Genomic DNA, 20,729 nt, shown 5'->3' with positions numbered 1-20,729 from the left:
GTAGGCTTGCGGCGAGGGGAGACAAAGCACAGCCTTGGCGGGATCAGGTTATTCGGGTTTAATAAGCGATCGCGAGCGGATGTGATATTATCTACGCACTTGACCGCTAAATCCAGCTGCTTTAAACTGCTTTAGCTTCAACGGAGTAGGCTGATTAGCAGGTACAGAAATTCTCAACTCAAAATCGCTAATACCTGTTGGGACTTCAGCAATAGAACCTAAACGAGTCCGGTTTTGCATCACTGAGTCATTATTAGCATCATAGATGCGTCCAAAAATATCTGCGTCGTAGACTGTTTTATTAGTGCCATTTTCTGCCTTGCCAATAACAATAAAGCAATTAGCGGCTGCGCTACCACTACTAATTACAGCCCCTTTTGCTAGTTCTGGCGGACAATCCTTATAAGTAACATCAAATAATCTAATCTGTGTCAACGCTACAGCAGAGGGAGCGATCGCCAACGATAGAAACGCGATGAAACAGGAAATCAAAACAACCGTGAGTGAGCGCAACCGCATACAAGACCCCGTTACTGAATCCAAGAATATGTAACTTATAATCTCAGCTTACCTGAATTTCACTACAAGGGATTGAAGACTTTAATTTAACCTTTGTAATAATTAAGGAAATAACCCTCAATTGCCATTAAATTATGACTCCAGATGAGATTGAAGCATCTATGCTCGCAGCCTTTAATGATTGTGATGCAGCAAGCTGTCCTCTCACTGACACGCAGAAGCAGATATTACTGCAAGTAATCGAGCAAATTCAGGGAAGTTACACCTCTGGGGTGTCAAGTATTGCTAATCCGTTAGATGAACTTACCTCAGAGGAGTTAGAAGTATTTTTACAGTTTGTTAAAGACGAAGAACAACGCAACCGCACTTGGAAAGTGCAATTACTTAACGACTGGCTGCTAGAAAATGACTCTGGAACAGTACAGTTTATTCGGCAACGCTATGGTTTACAGTGGTTGAATCGCGTTCAGTCATGCCATTTTGATAAGTATTCTTATTTTGAGGATGCACTAAAGTTAAGAGTAGGCGATCGCATTGAAGTTTCCAATGCACTATGGGAATGGGTGCAAGAAGATGGCCCTTGTAAGCGAGAATGGTTTCCCTGTATGGTGATTAAAGTCGAGGAAATTAGCAACGGTGATGATTCCTCTACTAACTGCGTCGTCCGCTTCTTCAACGGCGCTGAGTATGAAATTCAAGGAATCTACGAATGGAATCGCTATAACTGGCGTTGGCCGCAGAAATAGTGAGGAGTTAGAAGTTAAGAGTAAATCTAATTGAGCCTTTGAACTCCGTTACAGCGGTTCCCATTCAGATGCGGTACAACATTACATCACCAGGTGTAGGGGCACGGCAGTGACCATTGGTGTCAACTTAAGAGGATTTTGCCCAAATTTGCTGGGTGTAAGCGTCAATCTCACTATGGCGCTTACGCCTAGTTTTGACTAGTCCAAACAGCTTTTGATGTTCCACAAGAGAAGGAACAGCATCACTGGCATCACCACGGAGAACAGCTTGAGAGAAATGGTATAAACTGCGAAAGACCATCTCTGTAGAAATGTGGTCTAAGGGTTGATTCAATGCGATGCCTACGGCGGTAAACTACGCAACCTGGGTACACAACTGATTTAAAACTGCATAAAAAATCCATGTTGCCAAAATTTGGATTTGAACACCATTACTATCACCAACCCAGATATAAGCCAAACCCAAAAGCCTTTTTGTGAGCAAAAAAGCATCTTCAACACGCCAACGACGACGATATAATTCACATCCCTGTTGGGCAGATAAAATTTGAGGATCAAGTACGTTTGTCAGATAGTAATACCAAGTTGAACCCCACAAAACAGAAACTAAACGCACTTGGCGCTGGCAAGGGTTAGAGCGATACTCTCCCATAGATATAATTTCATCAGTTTTCTTTTCTTCGTTTTCATCCGACTTCAAAGGTTTAAAGCTCAGGGGAGATAGCAATGAAAATATCTCTTTCTCAATTCGTTCGATCGGCGGCGCTGGTAAATGTTTTTGTTACCGCAGGTCTGGGTTTCCTTTTCTCGCTGGACGTTTTGTACTCATGACGTATCACTAAGAACATCAAACCAGATATTCTTAGATTACATCTTATGCTGACTTTTTGCTTAAGTTGACACCAATGGGCACTGCCGTGCCCCTACACTTCGCGATTAATGTTGTACCGCATCTGAATGGGAACCGCTATAAGTTTTTGTAAACTTCCACGTTTCATCGTTGTGGCTTTGATCTGCGGTAGCAAGCATTGTAAAAATGATAGGATATCAAATATGAGTTGCTTGTAGCTTTAGAGTTGGTGTTTCAAAGACAAAAACTCTACTACATCAGCCCTCTTTATTCATAGTCTTTTTTTAGTGAAGTATTGTAAAAATGGCGAAAGAAATAGAGCGGAAATATTTAGTTAGAGGAGATAGTTGGAGAGGATTAGCCGAGGGTAGTGTATATCGTCAAGGATACATTGCCACACAAGACAAAACAACTGTACGTATACGTATAGTAGGTGAAAAAAGTTATTTGACTATTAAGGGCCCCAGTATCAAATATTCGAGATTAGAGTTTGAGTATCCTATTCCTGTGAAAGATGCTCAAGAAATACTTGAGACATTATGTGAACGTCCCTTTGTAGAAAAAGTCAGATATAAAATCGAGTTTAGTGGTTTGATTTGGGAAATAGATGAGTTTGATGGTGTTAACAAAGGATTAATATTAGCAGAAGTTGAACTCAATGATGAAAATCAACAAATTGAACTACCAAACTGGATTGGACAAGAAGTTTCTGATGACTCCAGATATTTTAACAGCAATTTAGTAAAACACCCTTTTTCAGAATGGTAATGGCGAAAATATTAGAAACATCCCACTGAATATTACATAGACTTCATCCGGGTGGTTAAATTCGCTGGGGATTCATGCTAATTTCATTTCTGGCTGCCAAACTAATAAGTAAATATAGAAAGAGGAAACTTATTAGGTGAAGACTTATGCAACTGCTATCTTTGAGGAATGGCTTTTTAGTGTTAACCTTTAGTGCGATCGCTTCAGTCGGTGGGTTAATCACAGGCTGTACTAGCACTGCTTCCCAGAACCAAAGCCAAGGGCCAGAAGCAACCGCCACCACTGCTAATGACAAGCAGATGATGAATCACAGTATGGGAATGGATTTAGGCCCAGCCGATGCTAATTTTGATTTACGATTTATCGACGCTATGATACCACACCATCAAGGGGCTGTGGAAATGGCGAAAGTTGCACAGGTAAAATCAAAACGTCCTGAAATCGAAAAACTAGCAGACAATATTATCAAATCGCAAAACCAAGAAATCACTCAGATGAAGCAGTGGCGACAAGCTTGGTATCCCAAGGCGGGAGATAAACCAATGGCTTACAACAGTCAAATGGGTCACATGATGGAGATGTCGTCCGATCAAATGAAAGGCATGATGATGAGTCAGGATTTAGGTGCAGATGATGCTGAGTTTGATTTGCGCTTTATCAATGCGATGATTCCTCACCATGAAGGGGCTGTAAAAATGGGCCAAGATGCCTTGAGTAAGTCTAAGCGTCCTGAAATCAAGAAATTAGCCCAAGAAATTGTTAAAGCACAAGAGGTAGAGATTAAAGAAATGCAACAATGGGGAAAAGCCTGGTACAACAATTAGCTGATGCTGGTGCTTTACCACGTAGTGATGCTCTTGAATCCGAAACTCTGTTAGCTAGGGATTTCCTCCAGCTTCAGATGCCTAGCTCACTGACTATATTCTCAGGCAAAAAGACAAATAAAAAAGCCAAGGCACAAAATTATAACTTTGCGCCTTGGCTTTTTTATTTGTTAGGCTGAGGAGTCATCCGCAGATATGGTTTGACTTCCTGGTAGCCTTTGGGAAATTTCTCTTTGAGTACTTCTGGATCTTTGAGTGAGGGGACAATTACAACATCCTCTCCATCTTTCCAGTCAGCTGGCGTTGCCACGCTGTAGTTATCAGTCAATTGCAGAGAATCAATCACCCGTAAAAGTTCGTCAAAGTTGCGTCCCGTGCTGGGAGGATAGGTAAAAGAGAGACGGAGTTTCTTATTGGGGTCAATCACGAAGACCGAGCGCACTGTCACAGCCGCATTAGCGTTGGGGTGGATCATGTCATAAAGGTCAGCAACCTTGCGATCCACATCCGCCAAAATTGGGTAATTAAGGGTGGTGCTTTGAGTTTCTTCAATGTCTCCCACCCAGCCTTTATGGGATTCTACATCATCAACGCTGAGTGCGATCGCTTTGACATTGCGCTTGTCAAATTCTGGTTTTAGCTTGGCAACTGTGCCGAGTTCTGTTGTACAAACAGGTGTAAAATCAGCAGGGTGAGAAAACAGCACAACCCAGCTGTCACCTGCCCATTGGTAAAAATCGATGTCGCCGTGTGTTGAGGCTTGCGTAAAGTTGGGTACTGTGTCACCTAGACGGAGAGCCATGAGAGATTCCCTGTAGTTAGAAAAGCATATATATTCTAGTATGCTATGCCATCATGACATAAAACCCCCATTTCCCAATCGGGCTTTAGCAGTTTGAAACAAAATTTTAGGTTGTCAGCGCTCTCAGATCAAGGAAGAAAGAGAGATAAAAACTATTGACTAAAATGCACATATATGCTCTTAGTTAATATGTTTTCCCTATAGGTTTTTCCTTACATAGAGGATTGCCAATATCAGGGCGATAGCTGACTACAAGCTATTGCAAGTCTAGCCTGATTGAGTTGCAACATTTCCACATTATTATTGCAGAACTATGATAAACCTTCTCTGCCATAAATACAATATTTTGAGAAGTTTCTAAGTTGCTTGCTGAAAAGCTTGGGCAATAGCATTGCGGGCAAGTTTAGGTTGCAAGTTCCGATCGTAGGGAAGCGGACGCAAAAATTGCTGGCGACTTCGATCGGCTTTAAATTTTCCTGGCATGTAATTGAGATCGCGTATCCAGCTATAACGATCGGTAATCCCCCATGTAATTAGAGTATCAACATTAGCCGCAAAGCATAAATCGAGATATCGCGTGTAACTGTCAGCTACCATCCGATCTAACTCTTGGATAGTGTTGGGTAATGGGAAATCAATGATAATATCTAATTCCGTAATTACTGGTTTCACTTGAAGATCGTTAAGTCTTTTTAAGACAGAACTAAATCCTTTAGCATCAAAAGGGTATGCAGTAGAAAACCATAGATGCGATTCTATACCTGCGCCGTCGATTTTAGCTCCATTATTCTTTAAGTATTCGATCAATGCTAACCATCGGTCTGCTCTCCATGAAGCGCCTTCCATGCTACTCTCGTTTAGGTAAAAGAGCTTAGTACTATCAACTGAAGCCGCAAATTTAAACAATTCCAGAATATATTCCGGTGTTAATCCTGGAAGTAAACCATAGATAGCATCATTGGTTTGATTTGGATTAGCAGCGATAATTTCATTAGTAATATCCCAAGACTTTAAAACGGGGCTATTCTTATAATGTCCCATGACCCCAGTAACATGTTCTTGCAGTTGTTGCATTGTGGGGGGAAAAGAAACCCAGCTAGGTAATGCCTGATTCCAAAGAAGGGTATGACCGTGCAATTGTATATTATGTTTTTGGCAGAAATCAGCAATTACATCTGCTGACTTAAAGGTAAATACTCCTGGTGATGGTTCAGTAGCGTTCCATTTTAATTCACCATTCGGTGTCGCAATCGAACATTCACGAGCAAGTAGGGCGGCATAACCGGCATCTTTTTGTAAAGCGACACTATCAATTGCTGCGCCATAAAGTTTTCCTTTGGTAGCAGCTAATTGCCGAAGCGGAGAATTTACATTTGTACTTGTATAACTTGCCATAGCAACATTAGTGCTATGCCCTTCTTTTTGATTTCCCTTTTGTAAAACCCCCATACTCAATAAAGCAGAAAGGCTTGTGTATCCTGCATTTTTTAAAATTTTTCTCCGAGAAAGCATAAATTTTCGTCCATTTTCACAACGGTTGATTGTCGAATATGCAACGCCAGAACAGTTGCTATAAATTGTTCTGGCGTTAACCCTAAAGCAAGTCGCAAATTATGAATATCTCCCAGGACTCTGGCTGTTTGATGTTCAAGGGGTTTTTGATAGCAATCTAACCATGCGAAATCTGAGCCTCCATCAGTAAATACGCGCAATTTATGTTTTTTTAGTAAAATTTCTTGCTTGAATGAATGAAGGGAGTTTTTTAAGTTATGCCGAACTTTAATTCAAAGAGGAAAACCAGGGTGCGATCGGATATGATTTCGATAGCTTATCTTTCCGTGCTAGCTTCTGGCTTGGACTAAGCTTCTTGTGCTTCGTCTACCGACTGGGGTGCATTGGAATTAGGGGAGTTCATCACGAGAAGTAACAGCATTCATCCTCAAGACTATTAATAATTGATTCTGCTGGTAGATTGAATGTCAATGTTTAGATTGCTATTGTGTATTTGTTAGTACAAAACGTTACTCAAATTAAAATAATGAATATTCTTGCTTGGATTGTTTTAGGTCTAATCGCTGGTGCTATTGCAAAGGCTATCTACCCCGGTCATCAAGGCGGCGGAATCTTAGCAACAATCTTATTAGGAATTATCGGTGCTTTTATTGGTGGTAGTTTGGGTGTATTTTTCAGTACAGGAACCTTGGCATTAGCCGCCCCCACTTTGAGCATTCCCGGTATTGCAGTAGCGGTTCTTGGCGCAATTGTCGCTGTTTTCTTGTGGAATGCGTTAAATAGCCGCAGTGCTTTGTAAGAAATTAAATTGGAATTAATTAATAGTAAAAATCAGGGAACTCATTTGACTATATTTTCTCCCTGAATTGAAATAAAACAATAGCGCTTACCTATATTTAGGTAGGCGCTATTATTCTTAATGGTCTTGAACTGAACCAAGGCTTATGCAAAACTTGAGATCCTTTGCTTCACAATCTAACATCTGAGGAATTGATCAATGGCGCGTCTAGCCCTGCTGAGTGTATCTAACAAAACTGGTTTAATTGACCTAGCCCGTAGCTTGGTTGAAGAATTCGACTTTGATTTAATCAGCAGTGGGGGAACAGCCCAAGCCCTCAAAGATGTGGGACTCCCTGTCACCAAAGTTGCAGATTACACAGGTTCACCAGAAATTTTAGGTGGCCGAGTCAAAACGCTGCATCCCCGAATTCATGGCGGGATTTTGGCGCGGCGAGATGTTCCCCAAGATATTACAGATTTAGAAAATAACCAAATTCGCCCGATTGATTTAGTGGTGGTGAATCTATATCCTTTTGAGGAAACGATCGCTAAACCAGGGGTAACATTAGCTGAAGCCGTTGAACAGATTGATATCGGTGGTCCAGCTATGCTAAGGGCATCATCAAAAAATTTCGCCCATCTCGCTGTATTATGCGATCCAGCACAGTATGGTGAGTATTTGGAAGAATTGCGCCAAAATAACGGTGTAGCATCCCTAGAGTTTCGGCAAAAGGCAGCTTTAAAAGGATTTTCGCATACTGCTAGTTACGATCGCGCGATCGCATCTTACCTCGCAGAAGCACAGCAGTACACCCTTAACGGTACACAATTACAATCTCTGCGTTACGGCGAAAATCCTCATCAACCCGCCACCTGGTATCAAACTGGTACTACTCCAACGGGATGGGCAGCCGCTACGAAATTGCAAGGCAAAGAACTTAGTTACAATAACCTAGTTGATTTAGAAGCCGCACGCCGAATTATTGCGGAATTCACTGATACCCCCGCAGCAACGATTATCAAACATACAAATCCTTGTGGTACGGCATTAGGAAGCACGATTTCAGAAGCATACCAAAAAGCTTTCAATGCTGATTCTACTTCTGCCTTTGGTGGGATTGTCGCACTCAACCGTCCGATTGATGCGGCTACAGCTAGCGAGTTAACTAAAACATTTTTAGAATGTGTGGTTGCACCAAGTTGTGATGCGGAAGCTCAAGAAATCCTTGGTAAAAAATCCAATGTGCGAGTTTTGACTCTGGCTGATTTAAGCAGTGGAAATAAGGATACCGTAAAAGCGATCACAGGTGGTTTCCTTGTCCAAGCTAGCGATGACATCATTGCTGATACCAGTCAATGGCAAGTTGTGACTGAACGCCAACCCACTGACAGCGAATTAGCCGAATTGCTGTTTGCTTGGAAAGTTTGCAAACACGTTAAATCTAATGCCATTGTTGTGACAAGCGATCGCACTACACTAGGAGTAGGTGCTGGTCAAATGAACCGTGTCGGCTCAGTAAAAATTGCTCTAGAACAAGCTGGAGAAAAAGCCCAAGGTGCAACTCTCGCCAGTGATGGATTCTTCCCCTTTGATGATTCAGTCAAAACAGCCGCAGCCGCAGGAGTTACAGCCATTGTCCAACCAGGGGGAAGTTTGCGCGATAAAGATTCTATCATTGCTGCTAACGAACTGGGTTTAGTTATGGTCTTAACTGGTGTACGTCACTTTTTACACTAAATCACTGCTGATATAGTGTGCAGTTGAGAAAGTGTCACACTATATACTTTCTTTATGATTGAACTAGTGATATCTTTTAGTCGTGTGTGAGGAGCAAGTTAAAAATAAAAAGCGCCTGGGGTGGAAACACGGCAACACTCCCAAGCGCTTTTTAATTTTTCAGAAATGTGATTGCTTGTAAAGTTTTGAAAATGTCACTCAATGTACTTGCCATTTGATAGAAGTAGTGATATCTTTTCATCGTGTGTGAGGAGCAAGTTAAAAATAAAAAGCGCCTGGGGTGGAAACACGGCAACACTCCCAAGCGCTTTTTAATTTTTCAGAAATGTGATTGCTTGTAAAGTTTTGAAAATGCCACTCAATGTACTTGCCATTTGATAGAAGTAGTGATATTGTCTACTTGTGTGTGAGGAGCAAGTTGAGAATAAAAAATGCCTGGGGTGGAAACACGGCAACACTCCCAGGCATTTTTTAATTTGTATATAAGAATTGGATTATTGGTGCAGTTTTGAAACTGTCACCTACTATAAACGGCTTTTGATTGAAGCAGTGATAGTATTTAGCTGTGTGAGGAGCAAGTTAAAAATAAAGAACGTCTGGGGTGGAAACACGGCAACACTCCCAGACGTTTTTTAATTGGTGTGTAAAAACGAGTACTTGCAGATATGCTGGAATTATTGAGATAATTAGCCACAGTCTAAAATCCAGTAAACTTCACCCCCAATCAAAGATTCAGGTGCAAATCAATCGGCTGACTCAACAAATTCAATTCATCATCGAAATTGATCGATTGAAACACGTGATGCGCCAAACCCTACTCATGGATGGGTCACGCCGGGAAAATAGTGCAGAGCATTCTTGGCATTTAGCTATAATGGCGATCGCATTAGCAGATTATGCCCCAGAGGGTGTTGAGATGTTCCATGCCATCAAAATGCTACTAATTCACGATTTGGTAGAAATTGATGCAGGTGATACCTTTTGTTATGATGTGCAGGGTAACGACAGCAAAGCAGAACGAGAAGCACAAGCAGCTTTGCGTTTATTCGGACTTTTGCCAACAGACCAAGGTAGCGAGTTGCATTTACTTTGGGATGAGTTTGAAGCAGGAGAAACACCCACTGCTAAGTTTGCCGCAGCCCTAGACCGTATACAACCCTTGCTGCACAATCAGCAAAATCAGGGCGGAACTTGGTGCATTCATGGCATTAGCCGCGACCAGGTGATGAAACGGGTAGCGCCGGTCGAAACAGGTGCGCCAGAACTGTGGCCCTTTGTTTTGCAATTGATTGATGATTGTGTCGCAGCAGGGTATTTAAAAGAGACTCCTACCCTGAAGATTTAGGGTTGATGTGCCAAAATTTCTTCCCACTCAGATGAAGAAAGGGGTTGCAACTCTATCTTCACATCAAAACAATCACTAGCTGCGATAATTAAAGCTGCAATAATATTTTCTATACTCAGACTTTGAGGCAATTGTCCAGTCGTAAAAGATTCTGCACCAAATACTTGACCAAACAGTTTGGTATCCGGTTGCAAACGCATAGAACCATGTTGCAAAATTGCCCCACTACGTCGCAGTTGAGCGCTACCAATGAGTTTGGTACTATCTGGCAAAACTAAATCTGCACTGGTTGCTGTACCAAAACAGTTAGGGTTGTGGATGTAACCTCGCCCTTCTGTACCATAATGTAATTCTACGCCGAGCGATCGCCAGCCTTGAATCAAAAACTCACAAATTTTTTCATACACCTGGAGGCGATTACCCGTAATTCCAGATGTGATTACAGCGTAAGTTAAATCACCTTGGTGTAACACCGCCCGTCCCCCAGTCGGACGGCGCACCAAATCCAGTTTATGTCCTTGCCAAGTCAAATTTCGCCAATATTCAGGGTATTGGCGTTGATGATAACCAAGAGAAATGGCAGATGGCGACCAGGTATAAAAGCGTAGAGTTGACGGATGCTTTCCAGACTGGTGTTGTTCTAGTAACCAACGGTCAATCGCCATCTGCACATTGCCAGCCGCCTCTAGCAAAGGAATTAGTCGCCACACTTTAGAATTCAAGGCTTAGGAGACGTGATGAATCGCGTTTGTACAGGAGTTAGGAGAGAAGCAATTAGTCAAGTTGCACCAAATTCAGATTGTAAGTCTTCATCGTTGTTATCTGCGATCGTTGCCACAATGGTAATCAGCCGAGACACTTCGCCAGGAGATAACTCTGCCAAGGTGCGTGTTGATATCACAACCACTCGGTTTTCTATAATACCAAAACGTGCTTCAAAAGTGCTGGAGCAGTTCAACTCCAAAAGATACCGCATCAATTTAGGTTCGTCTTTAGCAGGTAAATTTAGCACCGCAGACCAAACCGTTATGGTGTCTTCATCGGTTGTGCCGTTGAGTTGGACAAATACTTCCACACTTCCGTACTTAAACTTCCAGAGATAACCACCCTCTGGAGTATGGCTAACCATCGCACTATCATCTTGTTCTAAAGAGTCGATGACATTTTCAATTACCTCCAGATGGTTAATGCTTGCCGTCTGGGCGATTAACTCATTAACGGATTCGTTACTAGTTAGGGGTTCTTGGTAGCTTGTCATACAGATTTTTTTCTCGACATACTTGCTGTTTCATCTACACATACTTTATAACTTGTGGATGCAGTTAGTTTGAGCTTCCTTTTACGGATTCTCGATCTACTGTTGATATAGGACTAGTATTTGATTTTTGAAAAGATACGTAGGCTGTGTTAGCACGGAGAGTACGGCACCAAAAACCCTGGAATCAGGTGCGTTACGGCTTACGCCTAACACACGCTACATATACTTAGATTTTTTCATAAATCAAATCGGATTCCTATATCTAGTAGTAGTATTGACCTAAACCCTGGTGTAGACGTGGTTTCTAAACGCCTTTTTAACTCAAAAAAGCCTGCGTAGGCAGACTTCTTTGAGATACCCACAGACTTTAGTCTGTGGGCAGTTTCATATTTTTGCAGAAGATTAAAGACTAATTTCAATCAACGTCTTTAACTGTTCTCTTCACTGCATTCCCTGCATCCTCAGCTGTGCGTTGAACATTTTTACCAGCATCCTCAGCCCCACGCTGAACATTTTTACCAGCATCTTCAGCCCCACGCTTAACATTTTTTGTTAAGTCTTCGGTAGCATTCTGGGTATTTCCTTTGAGATTATCAAATCCGCGCTGAGTCCCTTTAACTAAACCTTCCCGGACTTCATCAGCTGAACTGCCGATATCTTCACCCAATTTCTTAACTCTTTCACCAAGGGGTGTACCTTGTTGGAAATTTCGACCATATTGCTCTCGGCTGTCGATTCCCTTCTGCTCAATATTTTTTTGAGCATTTTTTACTAGTGCCTCAGCTTTATCATTTGCTGCCTTTTCATCTTTCGCTCTGGGATCTACATCACTAAAGTTATTCATCCCACCAGCCGGAGAGGACATAGGATAATCTTTTGTAGGATCGTATTGTTGGCTATTTGGTGCTTGAGCGCCAGGCTGTGGTGGCTGTGATGCTACTCCTGGAGTACCACAAGCTTGTGCCGTAAATAGAAATATTCCTACTAAAAGAACAGTTAAAACTTTCAGGGGACGAATGTTTTTCAACCAATTCATTGCTTTTTTCATAGTTCTCACTCCTTGCATTTTTGTAATCGGGTTAGACTTCAACCAAGATAGCATTTGGAATTATTTTTGTATCCCAAACATTCAGAAATGAATAATAACTTTACTTAATGTTATGAATAATGCAATAAGTTTTACATCTAGCGCAAGTCACATATTAATTAGTACAAAAAGAATAATTTTATCTAACTCTAGGAAGATATAAATTAAAATAATATGGTTTTCGTAAAAAGAACTACGTCAACCTGTTTGATGCTTCAAAAGCTTTGGGTATGTAGCTGATGTGCTATAAAATTTGAGGTATTTAGCCGTTGTTGCTCACCGTTAAATTACTAAATTCATGAAGCAATTTTTACGCTGGATAATTTTGGGGGGAACGCTGTTTTTTTTAGCCAAAGCCTTGAAGGATAATTGGATTGGAGTGACTGCTATCCGCATTGATGGGGTAGGATGGGCAATTATAGCGATCGCTACAGGGGTAACTTTACTAGCACATACTTGGGCAGGCTTGGTCTGGACTTGGATTTTGCAAGAGTTAAATCAACCTATATCATCTCCCCAATTTATCCAAGTTTACCTAAAAACGAACATCGCTAAGTATTTACCAGGTAATATCTGGCATTATTACGGGCGAATTCTCGCCGCCAAAAATGCTAATGTCTCGGCTGGTGCAGCCACTTTAAGCGTTTTGCTAGAACCCCTACTCATGCTAGCGGCTGCTTTAATCATCATTGTCTTATGCAGTAGCCAATTTGCGGCGGCTAATACTACTGTTGTTATCCAAATACTGCAATTGCTGAGTTTAGCTGTAGTTCTTTGTGCGATTCATCCCTGGTTTTTAAATCCAGTTATTCGTTTTTTATCCAGATTGAAAGCAAAAAAGTCTGTTGCTACCACTGAAGAAACTATTCCCTTAAGTCTTAAAAGCTACCCTGTACGACCTTTATTAGGAGAATTGGGCTTTATGGGATTACGCGCCACTGGGTTTATATTGACTATGTTCGCCCTGGGTTCGTTGAATCTAAATCAAATTCCTTTGTTGTTAGGGGCTTTTAGTTGCGCTTGGCTGTTAGGGCTTGTGATTCCAGGTGCGCCTGGTGGGTTGGGTGTGTTTGAAGCGACTGCATATCAACTTTTGCAACATCACTTTCCATCGGCCCTAGTATTTAGTGCGATCGCTCTATATCGCCTTATTAGTATTCTAGCTGAAACTGCGGGCGCTGCCCTCGCTTGGTTAGACGAACGTCTTGCTAAAGCCTAAATTAGGCGACACTTATTTGTGTCTATCTACTTTCATCTGTGAAAACACACGATAACCATCCAAATTCAACTGCGGATTACTACTTTGTTCTTCTTCCATCTTAATCAAGTTATATTCTACGTTTTCTGCATAAATTGCAAAGGTGATATTAAAAATTTCCATAAAGTTGATTACACCTTTACACTCATCTTCAGGATAATTTTCATAAAAACGAATTAGACGAGCAATCCGAGTTTCTAAATGCTTACGGGAATTTTTAGAAATTAAAATAATCTTTAATAGTATAATAACCAATGTTAAAGCATGACCTTGAGTCGTTAATAATAAAAATAATGACGAAGGTTCTTTCCCATTTTCTATTGTCAAGCAATCAATCACTCGATTACAGGTTCTCAAAAATAATTCTTTAGTAACAAACTCCTGATCGTAATCTTTCTTCCATATTGATAAAATATCTATAAATTGCTGCTTCCAAGTTTCGATAGATTCTTGTTTATCTAGAGAAATAAATAGATATTTTTCGAGGTTGATTTTAAATTCTTCCAAAGTCTGATTTTGAGTTTGTTTAATAAATATACGGGCAATATTCTCATGACTAAAAACACCTCTTTTTAAAACAATTGCTTTTATTAAATGCAGAGCATTGTCTCCCAAAACGCTAGGATTTTTATATCGTGTTGTGCTTGAGACAGCAGATTGAGAACGAGCAATATACATTGCTAATTCAAACTTAAATTTATCTTTTATCTGTTTAGAAAGCTTTCTAGCAGCCTCTTGCTGCTCTATGGGATTATTTTTATTAACAGATTGATCGATTAATAAGTAGGAACTATAGCGATTTGCCCAATGACCTCTAGATGATTCGTCATACTTAGCAGCAAATAATTTCAATTCTTGGTAGTCTTTACTATTGACAAAATTCTCTAGCCAGCTTTTACAAACTTTTACTATTGGGGCATTATCGGTTTTTATCTTCAGATTTTCATTAACGAATAAATTAACTAATTCTTGGATATATTTATCTTTCCGGTTAGTTTTCCAATTATTAACTATGATATAGCAACACCGTTTAAGTGTATTATGTAATTCCTGTTCGTTATCATCTAAAAAAATACTATATATTCCAGGGATATAATCGGAATTTTCTGAATCAAGACCGTGTATAAATAAACCTTGAAATTCTCGCAAAACATCCTCTGGCGACAGTTTTTTGGTAATTTCCATGAAGAAGCTATAAACCTCTTCTTGTGCAATTTGCACATCTATCTGCCTAGAGTTAGACGTAAAATTATGGGGATTTTCCTGACTAATTGATAAACTATTAGCGTTCATTCCAGTTATCAGGACAAAAAGACTTCCTGTTCATATTATTACCAGCTTAACCTTGGTGAACAGTAGCATCAATCTATTCTTCTCAAATTCAGTAATCTTTTTACACAAATTTGATAAAATCCAACCATAAATAAAGTCTTAAACCCAAATTGTTTAATACTTCATCAAATTATTCAGTGAAATTATTTAGCTTCAGTATAGGAATCCGGTTTGCTTTCTGAAAAGATACGTAGGGTACGTTACGCTAACGCACCCTACTGGCGTGGCAAGCTTAAAGCAAAAAATATTGATTTATCTCAATTTTCTCTCAAATCTATTGCAACATTTTAGCCTTGCCGCGCCACTAGAAATACTTATATTTTTTCAAAAATCAAATATGACTCCTATATTAGTCCTATATTACTGAATATGTACACATATTTTTTACAGAAGCTACTTCATAAATCTCAGGTTTTATTAAAAGTTTATATACTTTCTGCTTTAGTTACTTAAATATGTGATTTAAGAGTTGATTCCTATAAACTATCTTTTTAAAAGAATCAGTAGTTTTTCTCTTTTCTTAATAAGCTAAATACAACTAAAGTATTAATGGTTGTGCTGGCTTAGTTGATTAACAAAAACGTCAACTATCCCAGATGTATCTACTTGCTAACTCTCTATCAGACTGATTCAGCAGTTTCAAAATGACTGCTCTCTTTTGATTAAAGAGAAAATTCCATTACCCTTAATTTATAAGGGATTTGATTGGGTACGCTCCAGTCTTTTTAGCTAATTAATGTCCTAACAAGTGCTAGTAATTATCCAATCAAACCTGACTCTCAGGTTTGATTGGATAGAAATACCATGATCTATATGGTGAAGTTACGGTTTTATTTATAACTAAGAACAAGCACAACTTCTTGAAACTTTGAATATTTACCAATCATTTTGCCAATCTCTATGCAACAATATTTTTATCGTTTGCTCATACTAGCATTAGGAACAACTTCGACTTTCATCATTACTCCATGTCAAGGTCAAACTCCAGTAAAGCCCAACAGTCAAAATACTGAAAATATTAGCTCCATATCTTCAAATTCATCTTCGGCTATCCCATTGAGTGATTCTGCCAATTCTACTAATAACAAACCAGCTATCATCTCTGAGGCAATCAACAACTCTTCTACTGCTAATGCCAATATAACTACAACTAAGCCAAAGCTACGGATTCCTATATCCAGCAGAATTTTTCCCACAGCTTCGATGCGGCAATAATCAGTGGCTAATATCAGTGGCTAATATAGGACTAGTATTTGATTGAATATCATCCATAGCGGTTCTCGTTTGGATGCAATATACCCTGACCTCACTTCCATTCCTCTCTCTTTTAAGAAGAGAAGAATGGAAGTGTTACTCCTCAACGCAACAAGGGTTGGGGATATTTTTGTTAGGGTCTATATTGGACTTAACTGAGAACCGCTATACTATGTGAGGCATAGCTTAATTTGCTTTATGCTTGCATTTGACAGAGCAATAAACCAAACCATTGATTTGGATCTGTCCACACTTCAAGAGGTGATAAACCCTGTGCAGTGAGTTGCTGCTTGATGGTATGGAGGTCAAATTTGCGGGAAATTTCGGTAAGGATAGTCTCACCTAGTGCAAAATTAACCTTCAGGCTAAGAGCCTGTAATTCTACAATTTGCGATCGCAGGCTGCGTAAATGCATTTCTATTTGCTGCTCACTTTCGTTGTAAAACGCCCAGTGTTCAAACTGCGTGGTGTCGAAATTGCCGTCAAAGCGCTGATTTAAATGCTCTAGCATATTGAGGTTAAATGCTGCCGTCACTCCTTGGCGATCGTTATAAGCTGGTTCTAAAATCTGTTTCGGCTTTTGTAAATCTATCCCCAACAAGAAATACTCACCTACTTGCAGGGCTTCTGTAATTTCCGAAAAGAAGACATCACACTCACCAGGTGTAAGATTACCTAAACTGCTACCAATAAAACAAATCATCCTGCTGGGTAATTGTGTTGGTAGGAGTTGTGCAAGCGCTAATTCATAAGTTCCTGCTAGTGCATAAACTTGCAGTAAAGGATAATCTCTCAATAACTGCTTGGCGCTAGTCTCCAACATCCCTGCACTCACGTCAATTGGTAGGTAGTGCAGAGAATAGCCTAGATTCTGGTAGGCATCTAGCAAAATCCGGGTTTTGGTAGAACTGCCACTGCCAAGTTCTACCAATTCACAAGGGCCAGTAATCTTAGCAATTTCGCCAGCATACTGCTGTAAAATCGTTGTTTCTGTGCGTGTGAGATAATATTCTGGTAAATCGCAGATTTGCTCAAATAGCTCGGAACCACGGTCATCATAAAAGTAACAAGGGGGTAGAGATTTAGGTGTTTGAGTTAATCCCTTCACAACATCACTCCCACTACTAGGTGCAACTATTTGAGTTGCTCCTAGCAAACGCTGTATCTGCAAGCGTTTTTCAACGTTGTTTTGAGAAGTAACATTACTGTTAACAGCTTTAGATATCGACATTAAACCTCCGTATGCTTGGCGTAATAAGTTACCTTTGATGGCAAACCTTTACTCCAATAGTGAAACACATCGTCATAGCTAATAAAATCATGCTTGAGCTATATAGCTCAAGCATTAAGACAGAAGATGCTCGTAAGGATTCAGGCGAACTGAGGTAAGGAAGTAAGCTGTCGTGCATTTAATTTGCACAGCTAGGGCGGGCAAGATGCCCACCCCACAAGAGATTTATTTTTTGGAGAATGCAAATTAAAATATTTTCAGCTTAAAAGGCAGATGATGAATATTCCACCTTCACTTAACACAATTATTGGGCAACAGCCTTACCCGCTTTTATTTACCGTCATCAGTGGTTCCCACTTGTATGGTTTTCCGTCGCCAGATTCTGATTATGACTTGCGTGGTGTGCATATTTTACCAGTTCAAGAAGTGGTGGGATTAGAAACTGGTAATGAAACTATTGAAATTTCAGAAGTTTGTGAATCTTTGGAAATTGATTTAGTAACTCATGATGTCAAAAAATTCTTTTTGATGCTACTTAAAAAGAATGGTTACGTGTTAGAACAACTATATTCACCTTTAATATTAACAACTTCACCAGAACATCAAGAATTAAAATCTCTTGCTAATAATTGCATTACCCGTCACCATAGTCACCATTATCTTGGTTTTTCCGCAACCCAATGGAAACTTTTTGATAAAGAACAGACGCATCAAATAAAGCCATTACTTTATGTTTATCGAGTTCTTTTGACTGGGATTTATCTGATGCAAACAGGGGTAGTTGAAGCTAATTTAATTAAGCTGAATGAGGTTTTTAATTTACCATATATTCATGATTTAATTGCCCAGAAACTAGTAGGTAAAGAAAAGTCTATTTTATCAGATGCTAATGTAGATTTTCATAGAAGAGAATATGAACGTCTACGGAATAAGTTGCAAGAGGCGTATGAATCTAGCCCATTACCGGAAGTACCTTCAGCGAATGTGGCTTTGCATAATTTGTTGGTACGCCTGAGAGGGAGGAGCGATGAATATTGATTACTTTTTAGACTTGAATGTTCCTTTCCCTGCTTTTGAAGGAGGGAATTGAGACTCCAATAAATGGAGTTAGGAGTCAAAAACTCTTAACTCCCATTTCTAACTTTTTTACAACTTCAAATTCCAAGTAGCAAAAGCTAAAGCACCCCAACCAGCAATCAAGGCTGTGCCGCCTAGTGGTGCGATCGCTCCCAAGAATTTAATACCGGTTAAACTAAGGGCGTACAAGCTACCTGAAAAAATAGCAATACCAATGAGAAATAGCCATCCACTGGCGATGAGAGTAGGTTGAGGAGACTCAGTACGACTAATTAGGATGGCGACTAGAAAAAGTGCTAGAGCATGATACATTTGATAGCGAGCGCCAGTTTCAAAAATTTCTAGCGATCGCTCACTAATTTTTTCCCGTAAGGCATGGGTAGCAAAAGCGCCAGCAGCAACTGACAAACCGCCTAAAATTGCAGCTACGCTCAAAAAAATCTGCGTCATTAGACCTAGCCGTAAGTTGATTATTAGTCATTGGTCATTAGTCATTAGTGAATAACAAAGGACAAATGACAATTAGACATCAAAATGATATGATACAGCCCCTTCTTCATTCACCTTAAAGTTTGCATTGAATTCTTTAGCTTTTTCATCTAAATATTGCCTAGCATGGGCTGCGGGTAGTTGTGAGTGCATCGCAAAGCCTAAAACAGTTACGCGCCCATGATTTTCTTCTAGCATCCCATAAAAAATGGATTGCAGGCGATCGCTAACTTGTTGATTAAGTGCCTTTTTCTCTTGCCGACTTTGACGGTATAGTCCTAATGCTAACCAAGTACCCAATGTGAGGCTAGGAACGCCAAAAATTAGACGTTCTACCACAATCCTATCCATTACAGGCGTATCTGTTGGTGCAGCGAACTCAATGGAGCCATCCCAAGCTAAGGGGAGTGTGATTGATTTTTCCGTAGTTGTTTTATTAAATACCTCTGCTGCTGATAGCATTACCAACATGAATCCTAGTGTCAGTAGCCAACCTGCGGCCAATTTTTCAGCAGTTTTCATAGTTCCACTTCAGATTTACACTTTGCTAGCGATTTTAACCTGACTTTCCCAAAGGTTCCAATATATCAACCTATTCCCAACGATAGTTTTTATGATATTTCTCTCTTGATGTTACCCAATGAGCGCGATCGCAAAACTGAGTACTAAATCAATATCTACGAATATTAAACATTGATGTTGTCAAATCGCAGCAAAAGTATAGTCTTTTTCTTGCTGCGATTCTAATCTTAGTTACGTGTAGCTTCCAGTAGGCGCGAAAAATAGAAGCGAGTCTTTGTCATCGCCTTTCGTTGCAATGAAAAGCCATTACTTTCCAAGATTCTCACCACATCAGCTTCACGATGCAAATATGCACGAGTGGCTTTACTTGGGCCGGGAAAGAAACTACCAATTTTCTTGAGTATAGTCAGAGCGCAGGTCTTGGGCGCAAAACTGATAATTATCCGCGACTGCGCCAAAGAACAGAGATGAGAAATCATCTCATCGGCTTTTTCTTGGGGGTAGTGGATGAGAACATCCAAGCAAATAACTGTATGGTAACTCCCACTCAACGATTCTAAATCCTGTACGGCAAAAGTGGGATTTTCATCATTTCCCAAGGTTTGTTTGGCTCTATCCTTACCTTCTTCCACCATTTTTTCCGAAATATCGGCGGCATAGACTTTAGCACCATCTACCGCTAGGGGGATGCTGAGACTACCCATACCACATCCAGCATCGCAGATTGATAGCTCTGGTAAATTATTATCAGCCTTCAGCCAGCCGAGAACTGTATCTACGGTTTGCTGGTGTCCATTGCGAATGTCTAGTTGGACTTTGTTGACTTCGCCATCGCCGTAAATTCGCTTCCACCGGTCAAATCCTGTGGAATTGAAATACTCGCGAACAATCGTTTTGTCGTCGGCTACGTTCATAAACTCTGATTTTTAGGGGTTCCCAATGCTTAAAATTATCACTGATAGGAACCCAGAGGAGCGCTCTTCCAGATTTTTCCAGATATATGCGGCTATGGGCTGCGATCGCTCTTAACTCAGGCGATGAGTATATCATTAATGGCAATCCACAAGAGCGATCGGATTGTTGAGCATAGCGATCGCACTATATTCCAATGATTATGAGATCGCTAATATACTTCATCATGAGAACCTAAATTAAGCAACAAGATAGCTTCTTCTTGGTCTTCATGATTTTCGATAAATTCAAATAAAATATGGTAGCTGTAGTCAATCGAACATGACCAGATATAGCGTTTCCTAATCATACAAGGTACATCATAGCCCCCTCATCGCTTGCGGGGAGGGGGTTGGGGGTGGGGTTCTTGTACCTCACTCAACTGA

Annotated in this window: 22 protein-coding genes and 1 pseudogene; 9 read left to right on the top strand and 14 right to left on the bottom strand. The window is 40.2% G+C overall.

Annotated elements, in window-relative coordinates:
- Positions 1–87 precede the first annotated feature (87 nt).
- Positions 88–519, bottom strand: a complete 432-nt coding sequence (locus V7K55_RS01695) for a biotin carboxylase (protein WP_094330818.1) — start codon at positions 517–519, stop codon at positions 88–90.
- Positions 520–653: 134 nt separating this feature from the next.
- Between V7K55_RS01695 and V7K55_RS01690 the strand changes: the two genes are divergently transcribed.
- Entirely contained in the window at positions 654–1,265 is a 612-nt protein-coding gene (locus tag V7K55_RS01690; RefSeq protein ID WP_334827539.1) for a hypothetical protein, read from the top strand.
- Positions 1,266–1,392: 127 nt separating this feature from the next.
- Here the strand turns inward: V7K55_RS01690 and V7K55_RS01685 are convergent.
- Positions 1,393–1,932, bottom strand: a pseudogene (locus V7K55_RS01685) (IS4 family transposase); the annotation flags it as partial.
- A 486-nt stretch (positions 1,933–2,418) separates the two neighbouring features.
- Here V7K55_RS01685 and V7K55_RS01680 point away from each other — a divergent pair.
- From V7K55_RS01680 to V7K55_RS01670, 3 genes are all read left to right on the top strand, one after another.
- Positions 2,419–2,883 carry a CYTH domain-containing protein gene (locus V7K55_RS01680; RefSeq protein WP_334827532.1) on the top strand — a complete coding sequence of 155 codons (465 nt, stop codon included), beginning with the start codon at positions 2,419–2,421 and terminating at the stop codon, positions 2,881–2,883.
- Between the two features lie 146 nt (positions 2,884–3,029).
- On the top strand, positions 3,030–3,707 hold the full coding sequence (locus V7K55_RS01675; protein WP_334827530.1) for a DUF305 domain-containing protein: 678 nt from the start codon (positions 3,030–3,032) through the stop codon (positions 3,705–3,707).
- On the top strand, positions 3,680–3,886 hold the full coding sequence (locus V7K55_RS01670) for a hypothetical protein (protein WP_334827528.1): 207 nt from the start codon (positions 3,680–3,682) through the stop codon (positions 3,884–3,886). The genes V7K55_RS01675 and V7K55_RS01670 overlap by 28 nt, the downstream gene beginning before the upstream one ends.
- Here V7K55_RS01670 and V7K55_RS01665 read toward each other — a convergent pair.
- From V7K55_RS01665 to V7K55_RS01655, 3 genes are all read right to left on the bottom strand, one after another.
- Positions 3,871–4,509 carry a peroxiredoxin gene (locus V7K55_RS01665; RefSeq protein WP_334827526.1) on the bottom strand — a complete coding sequence of 213 codons (639 nt, stop codon included), beginning with the start codon at positions 4,507–4,509 and terminating at the stop codon, positions 3,871–3,873. The genes V7K55_RS01670 and V7K55_RS01665 overlap by 16 nt on opposite strands.
- A gap of 357 nt (positions 4,510–4,866) precedes the next feature.
- Complete coding sequence (locus V7K55_RS01660) at positions 4,867–6,021, bottom strand: endo-1,4-beta-xylanase (protein ID WP_334827524.1); 1,155 nt, start codon at positions 6,019–6,021, stop codon at positions 4,867–4,869.
- Positions 5,997–6,221, bottom strand: a complete 225-nt coding sequence (locus V7K55_RS01655; RefSeq protein WP_334827522.1) for a hypothetical protein — start codon at positions 6,219–6,221, stop codon at positions 5,997–5,999. The genes V7K55_RS01660 and V7K55_RS01655 overlap by 25 nt, the downstream gene beginning before the upstream one ends.
- Before the next feature lie 326 nt (positions 6,222–6,547).
- On the opposite strand from V7K55_RS01655, the gene V7K55_RS01650 reads away from it, so the two are divergent.
- The 3 genes from V7K55_RS01650 to V7K55_RS01640 all read left to right on the top strand — a co-directional run bounded on the left by V7K55_RS01650 (position 6,548) and on the right by V7K55_RS01640 (position 9,884).
- On the top strand, positions 6,548–6,820 hold the full coding sequence (locus V7K55_RS01650; RefSeq protein ID WP_334827520.1) for a GlsB/YeaQ/YmgE family stress response membrane protein: 273 nt from the start codon (positions 6,548–6,550) through the stop codon (positions 6,818–6,820).
- A 198-nt stretch (positions 6,821–7,018) separates the two neighbouring features.
- Positions 7,019–8,539: a bifunctional phosphoribosylaminoimidazolecarboxamide formyltransferase/IMP cyclohydrolase gene (purH, locus tag V7K55_RS01645; protein WP_334827518.1), complete on the top strand. Its 1,521-nt coding sequence runs from the start codon at positions 7,019–7,021 to the stop codon at positions 8,537–8,539.
- A 736-nt stretch (positions 8,540–9,275) separates the two neighbouring features.
- Positions 9,276–9,884, top strand: coding sequence for an HD domain-containing protein (locus V7K55_RS01640; protein ID WP_334827516.1), 609 nt, complete (start codon positions 9,276–9,278; stop codon positions 9,882–9,884).
- Here V7K55_RS01640 and V7K55_RS01635 read toward each other — a convergent pair.
- The 3 genes from V7K55_RS01635 to V7K55_RS01625 all read right to left on the bottom strand — a co-directional run bounded on the left by V7K55_RS01635 (position 9,881) and on the right by V7K55_RS01625 (position 12,190).
- On the bottom strand, positions 9,881–10,549 hold the full coding sequence (locus V7K55_RS01635; protein ID WP_334827549.1) for a lipoate--protein ligase family protein: 669 nt from the start codon (positions 10,547–10,549) through the stop codon (positions 9,881–9,883). The genes V7K55_RS01640 and V7K55_RS01635 overlap by 4 nt on opposite strands.
- Positions 10,550–10,662: 113 nt before the next feature.
- Positions 10,663–11,142, bottom strand: coding sequence for a YbjN domain-containing protein (locus V7K55_RS01630; protein ID WP_334827514.1), 480 nt, complete (start codon positions 11,140–11,142; stop codon positions 10,663–10,665).
- A gap of 415 nt (positions 11,143–11,557) precedes the next feature.
- Complete coding sequence (locus V7K55_RS01625; protein ID WP_334827512.1) at positions 11,558–12,190, bottom strand: hypothetical protein; 633 nt, start codon at positions 12,188–12,190, stop codon at positions 11,558–11,560.
- 337 nt (positions 12,191–12,527) lie between these two features.
- On the opposite strand from V7K55_RS01625, the gene V7K55_RS01620 reads away from it, so the two are divergent.
- Positions 12,528–13,448: a lysylphosphatidylglycerol synthase domain-containing protein gene (locus tag V7K55_RS01620; RefSeq protein WP_334827510.1), complete on the top strand. Its 921-nt coding sequence runs from the start codon at positions 12,528–12,530 to the stop codon at positions 13,446–13,448.
- A 12-nt stretch (positions 13,449–13,460) separates the two neighbouring features.
- Here the strand turns inward: V7K55_RS01620 and V7K55_RS01615 are convergent, their stop codons facing one another.
- From V7K55_RS01615 to egtD, 3 genes are all read right to left on the bottom strand, one after another.
- Positions 13,461–14,780: a hypothetical protein gene (locus tag V7K55_RS01615; protein WP_334827508.1), complete on the bottom strand. Its 1,320-nt coding sequence runs from the start codon at positions 14,778–14,780 to the stop codon at positions 13,461–13,463.
- A 1,040-nt stretch (positions 14,781–15,820) separates the two neighbouring features.
- Positions 15,821–16,015 carry a hypothetical protein gene (locus tag V7K55_RS01610; protein WP_334827506.1) on the bottom strand — a complete coding sequence of 65 codons (195 nt, stop codon included), beginning with the start codon at positions 16,013–16,015 and terminating at the stop codon, positions 15,821–15,823.
- Between the two features lie 254 nt (positions 16,016–16,269).
- Positions 16,270–17,304 (bottom strand): L-histidine N(alpha)-methyltransferase, encoded by a 1,035-nt coding sequence (egtD, locus tag V7K55_RS01605; RefSeq protein WP_334827504.1) that lies wholly within the window; start codon positions 17,302–17,304, stop codon positions 16,270–16,272.
- 273 nt (positions 17,305–17,577) lie between these two features.
- On the opposite strand from egtD, the gene V7K55_RS01600 reads away from it, so the two are divergent.
- On the top strand, positions 17,578–18,342 hold the full coding sequence (locus tag V7K55_RS01600; RefSeq protein ID WP_334827502.1) for a nucleotidyltransferase domain-containing protein: 765 nt from the start codon (positions 17,578–17,580) through the stop codon (positions 18,340–18,342).
- A 108-nt stretch (positions 18,343–18,450) separates the two neighbouring features.
- Here the strand turns inward: V7K55_RS01600 and V7K55_RS01595 are convergent, their stop codons facing one another.
- The 3 genes from V7K55_RS01595 to bchM form a co-directional block, all read right to left on the bottom strand.
- Positions 18,451–18,831, bottom strand: coding sequence for a DUF423 domain-containing protein (locus V7K55_RS01595; RefSeq protein ID WP_334827499.1), 381 nt, complete (start codon positions 18,829–18,831; stop codon positions 18,451–18,453).
- A gap of 72 nt (positions 18,832–18,903) precedes the next feature.
- On the bottom strand, positions 18,904–19,392 hold the full coding sequence (locus V7K55_RS01590) for a hypothetical protein (protein WP_334827497.1): 489 nt from the start codon (positions 19,390–19,392) through the stop codon (positions 18,904–18,906).
- Positions 19,393–19,619: 227 nt separating this feature from the next.
- Complete coding sequence (gene bchM, locus V7K55_RS01585; protein ID WP_334827495.1) at positions 19,620–20,306, bottom strand: magnesium protoporphyrin IX methyltransferase; 687 nt, start codon at positions 20,304–20,306, stop codon at positions 19,620–19,622.
- Positions 20,307–20,729 lie beyond the last annotated feature (423 nt).

The organism is Nostoc sp., assembly GCF_036919895.1.
In the GTDB taxonomy this organism is placed as follows: domain Bacteria; phylum Cyanobacteriota; class Cyanobacteriia; order Cyanobacteriales; family Nostocaceae; genus Nostoc.
This window is presented reverse-complemented; position numbering and strand designations above follow the sequence as displayed.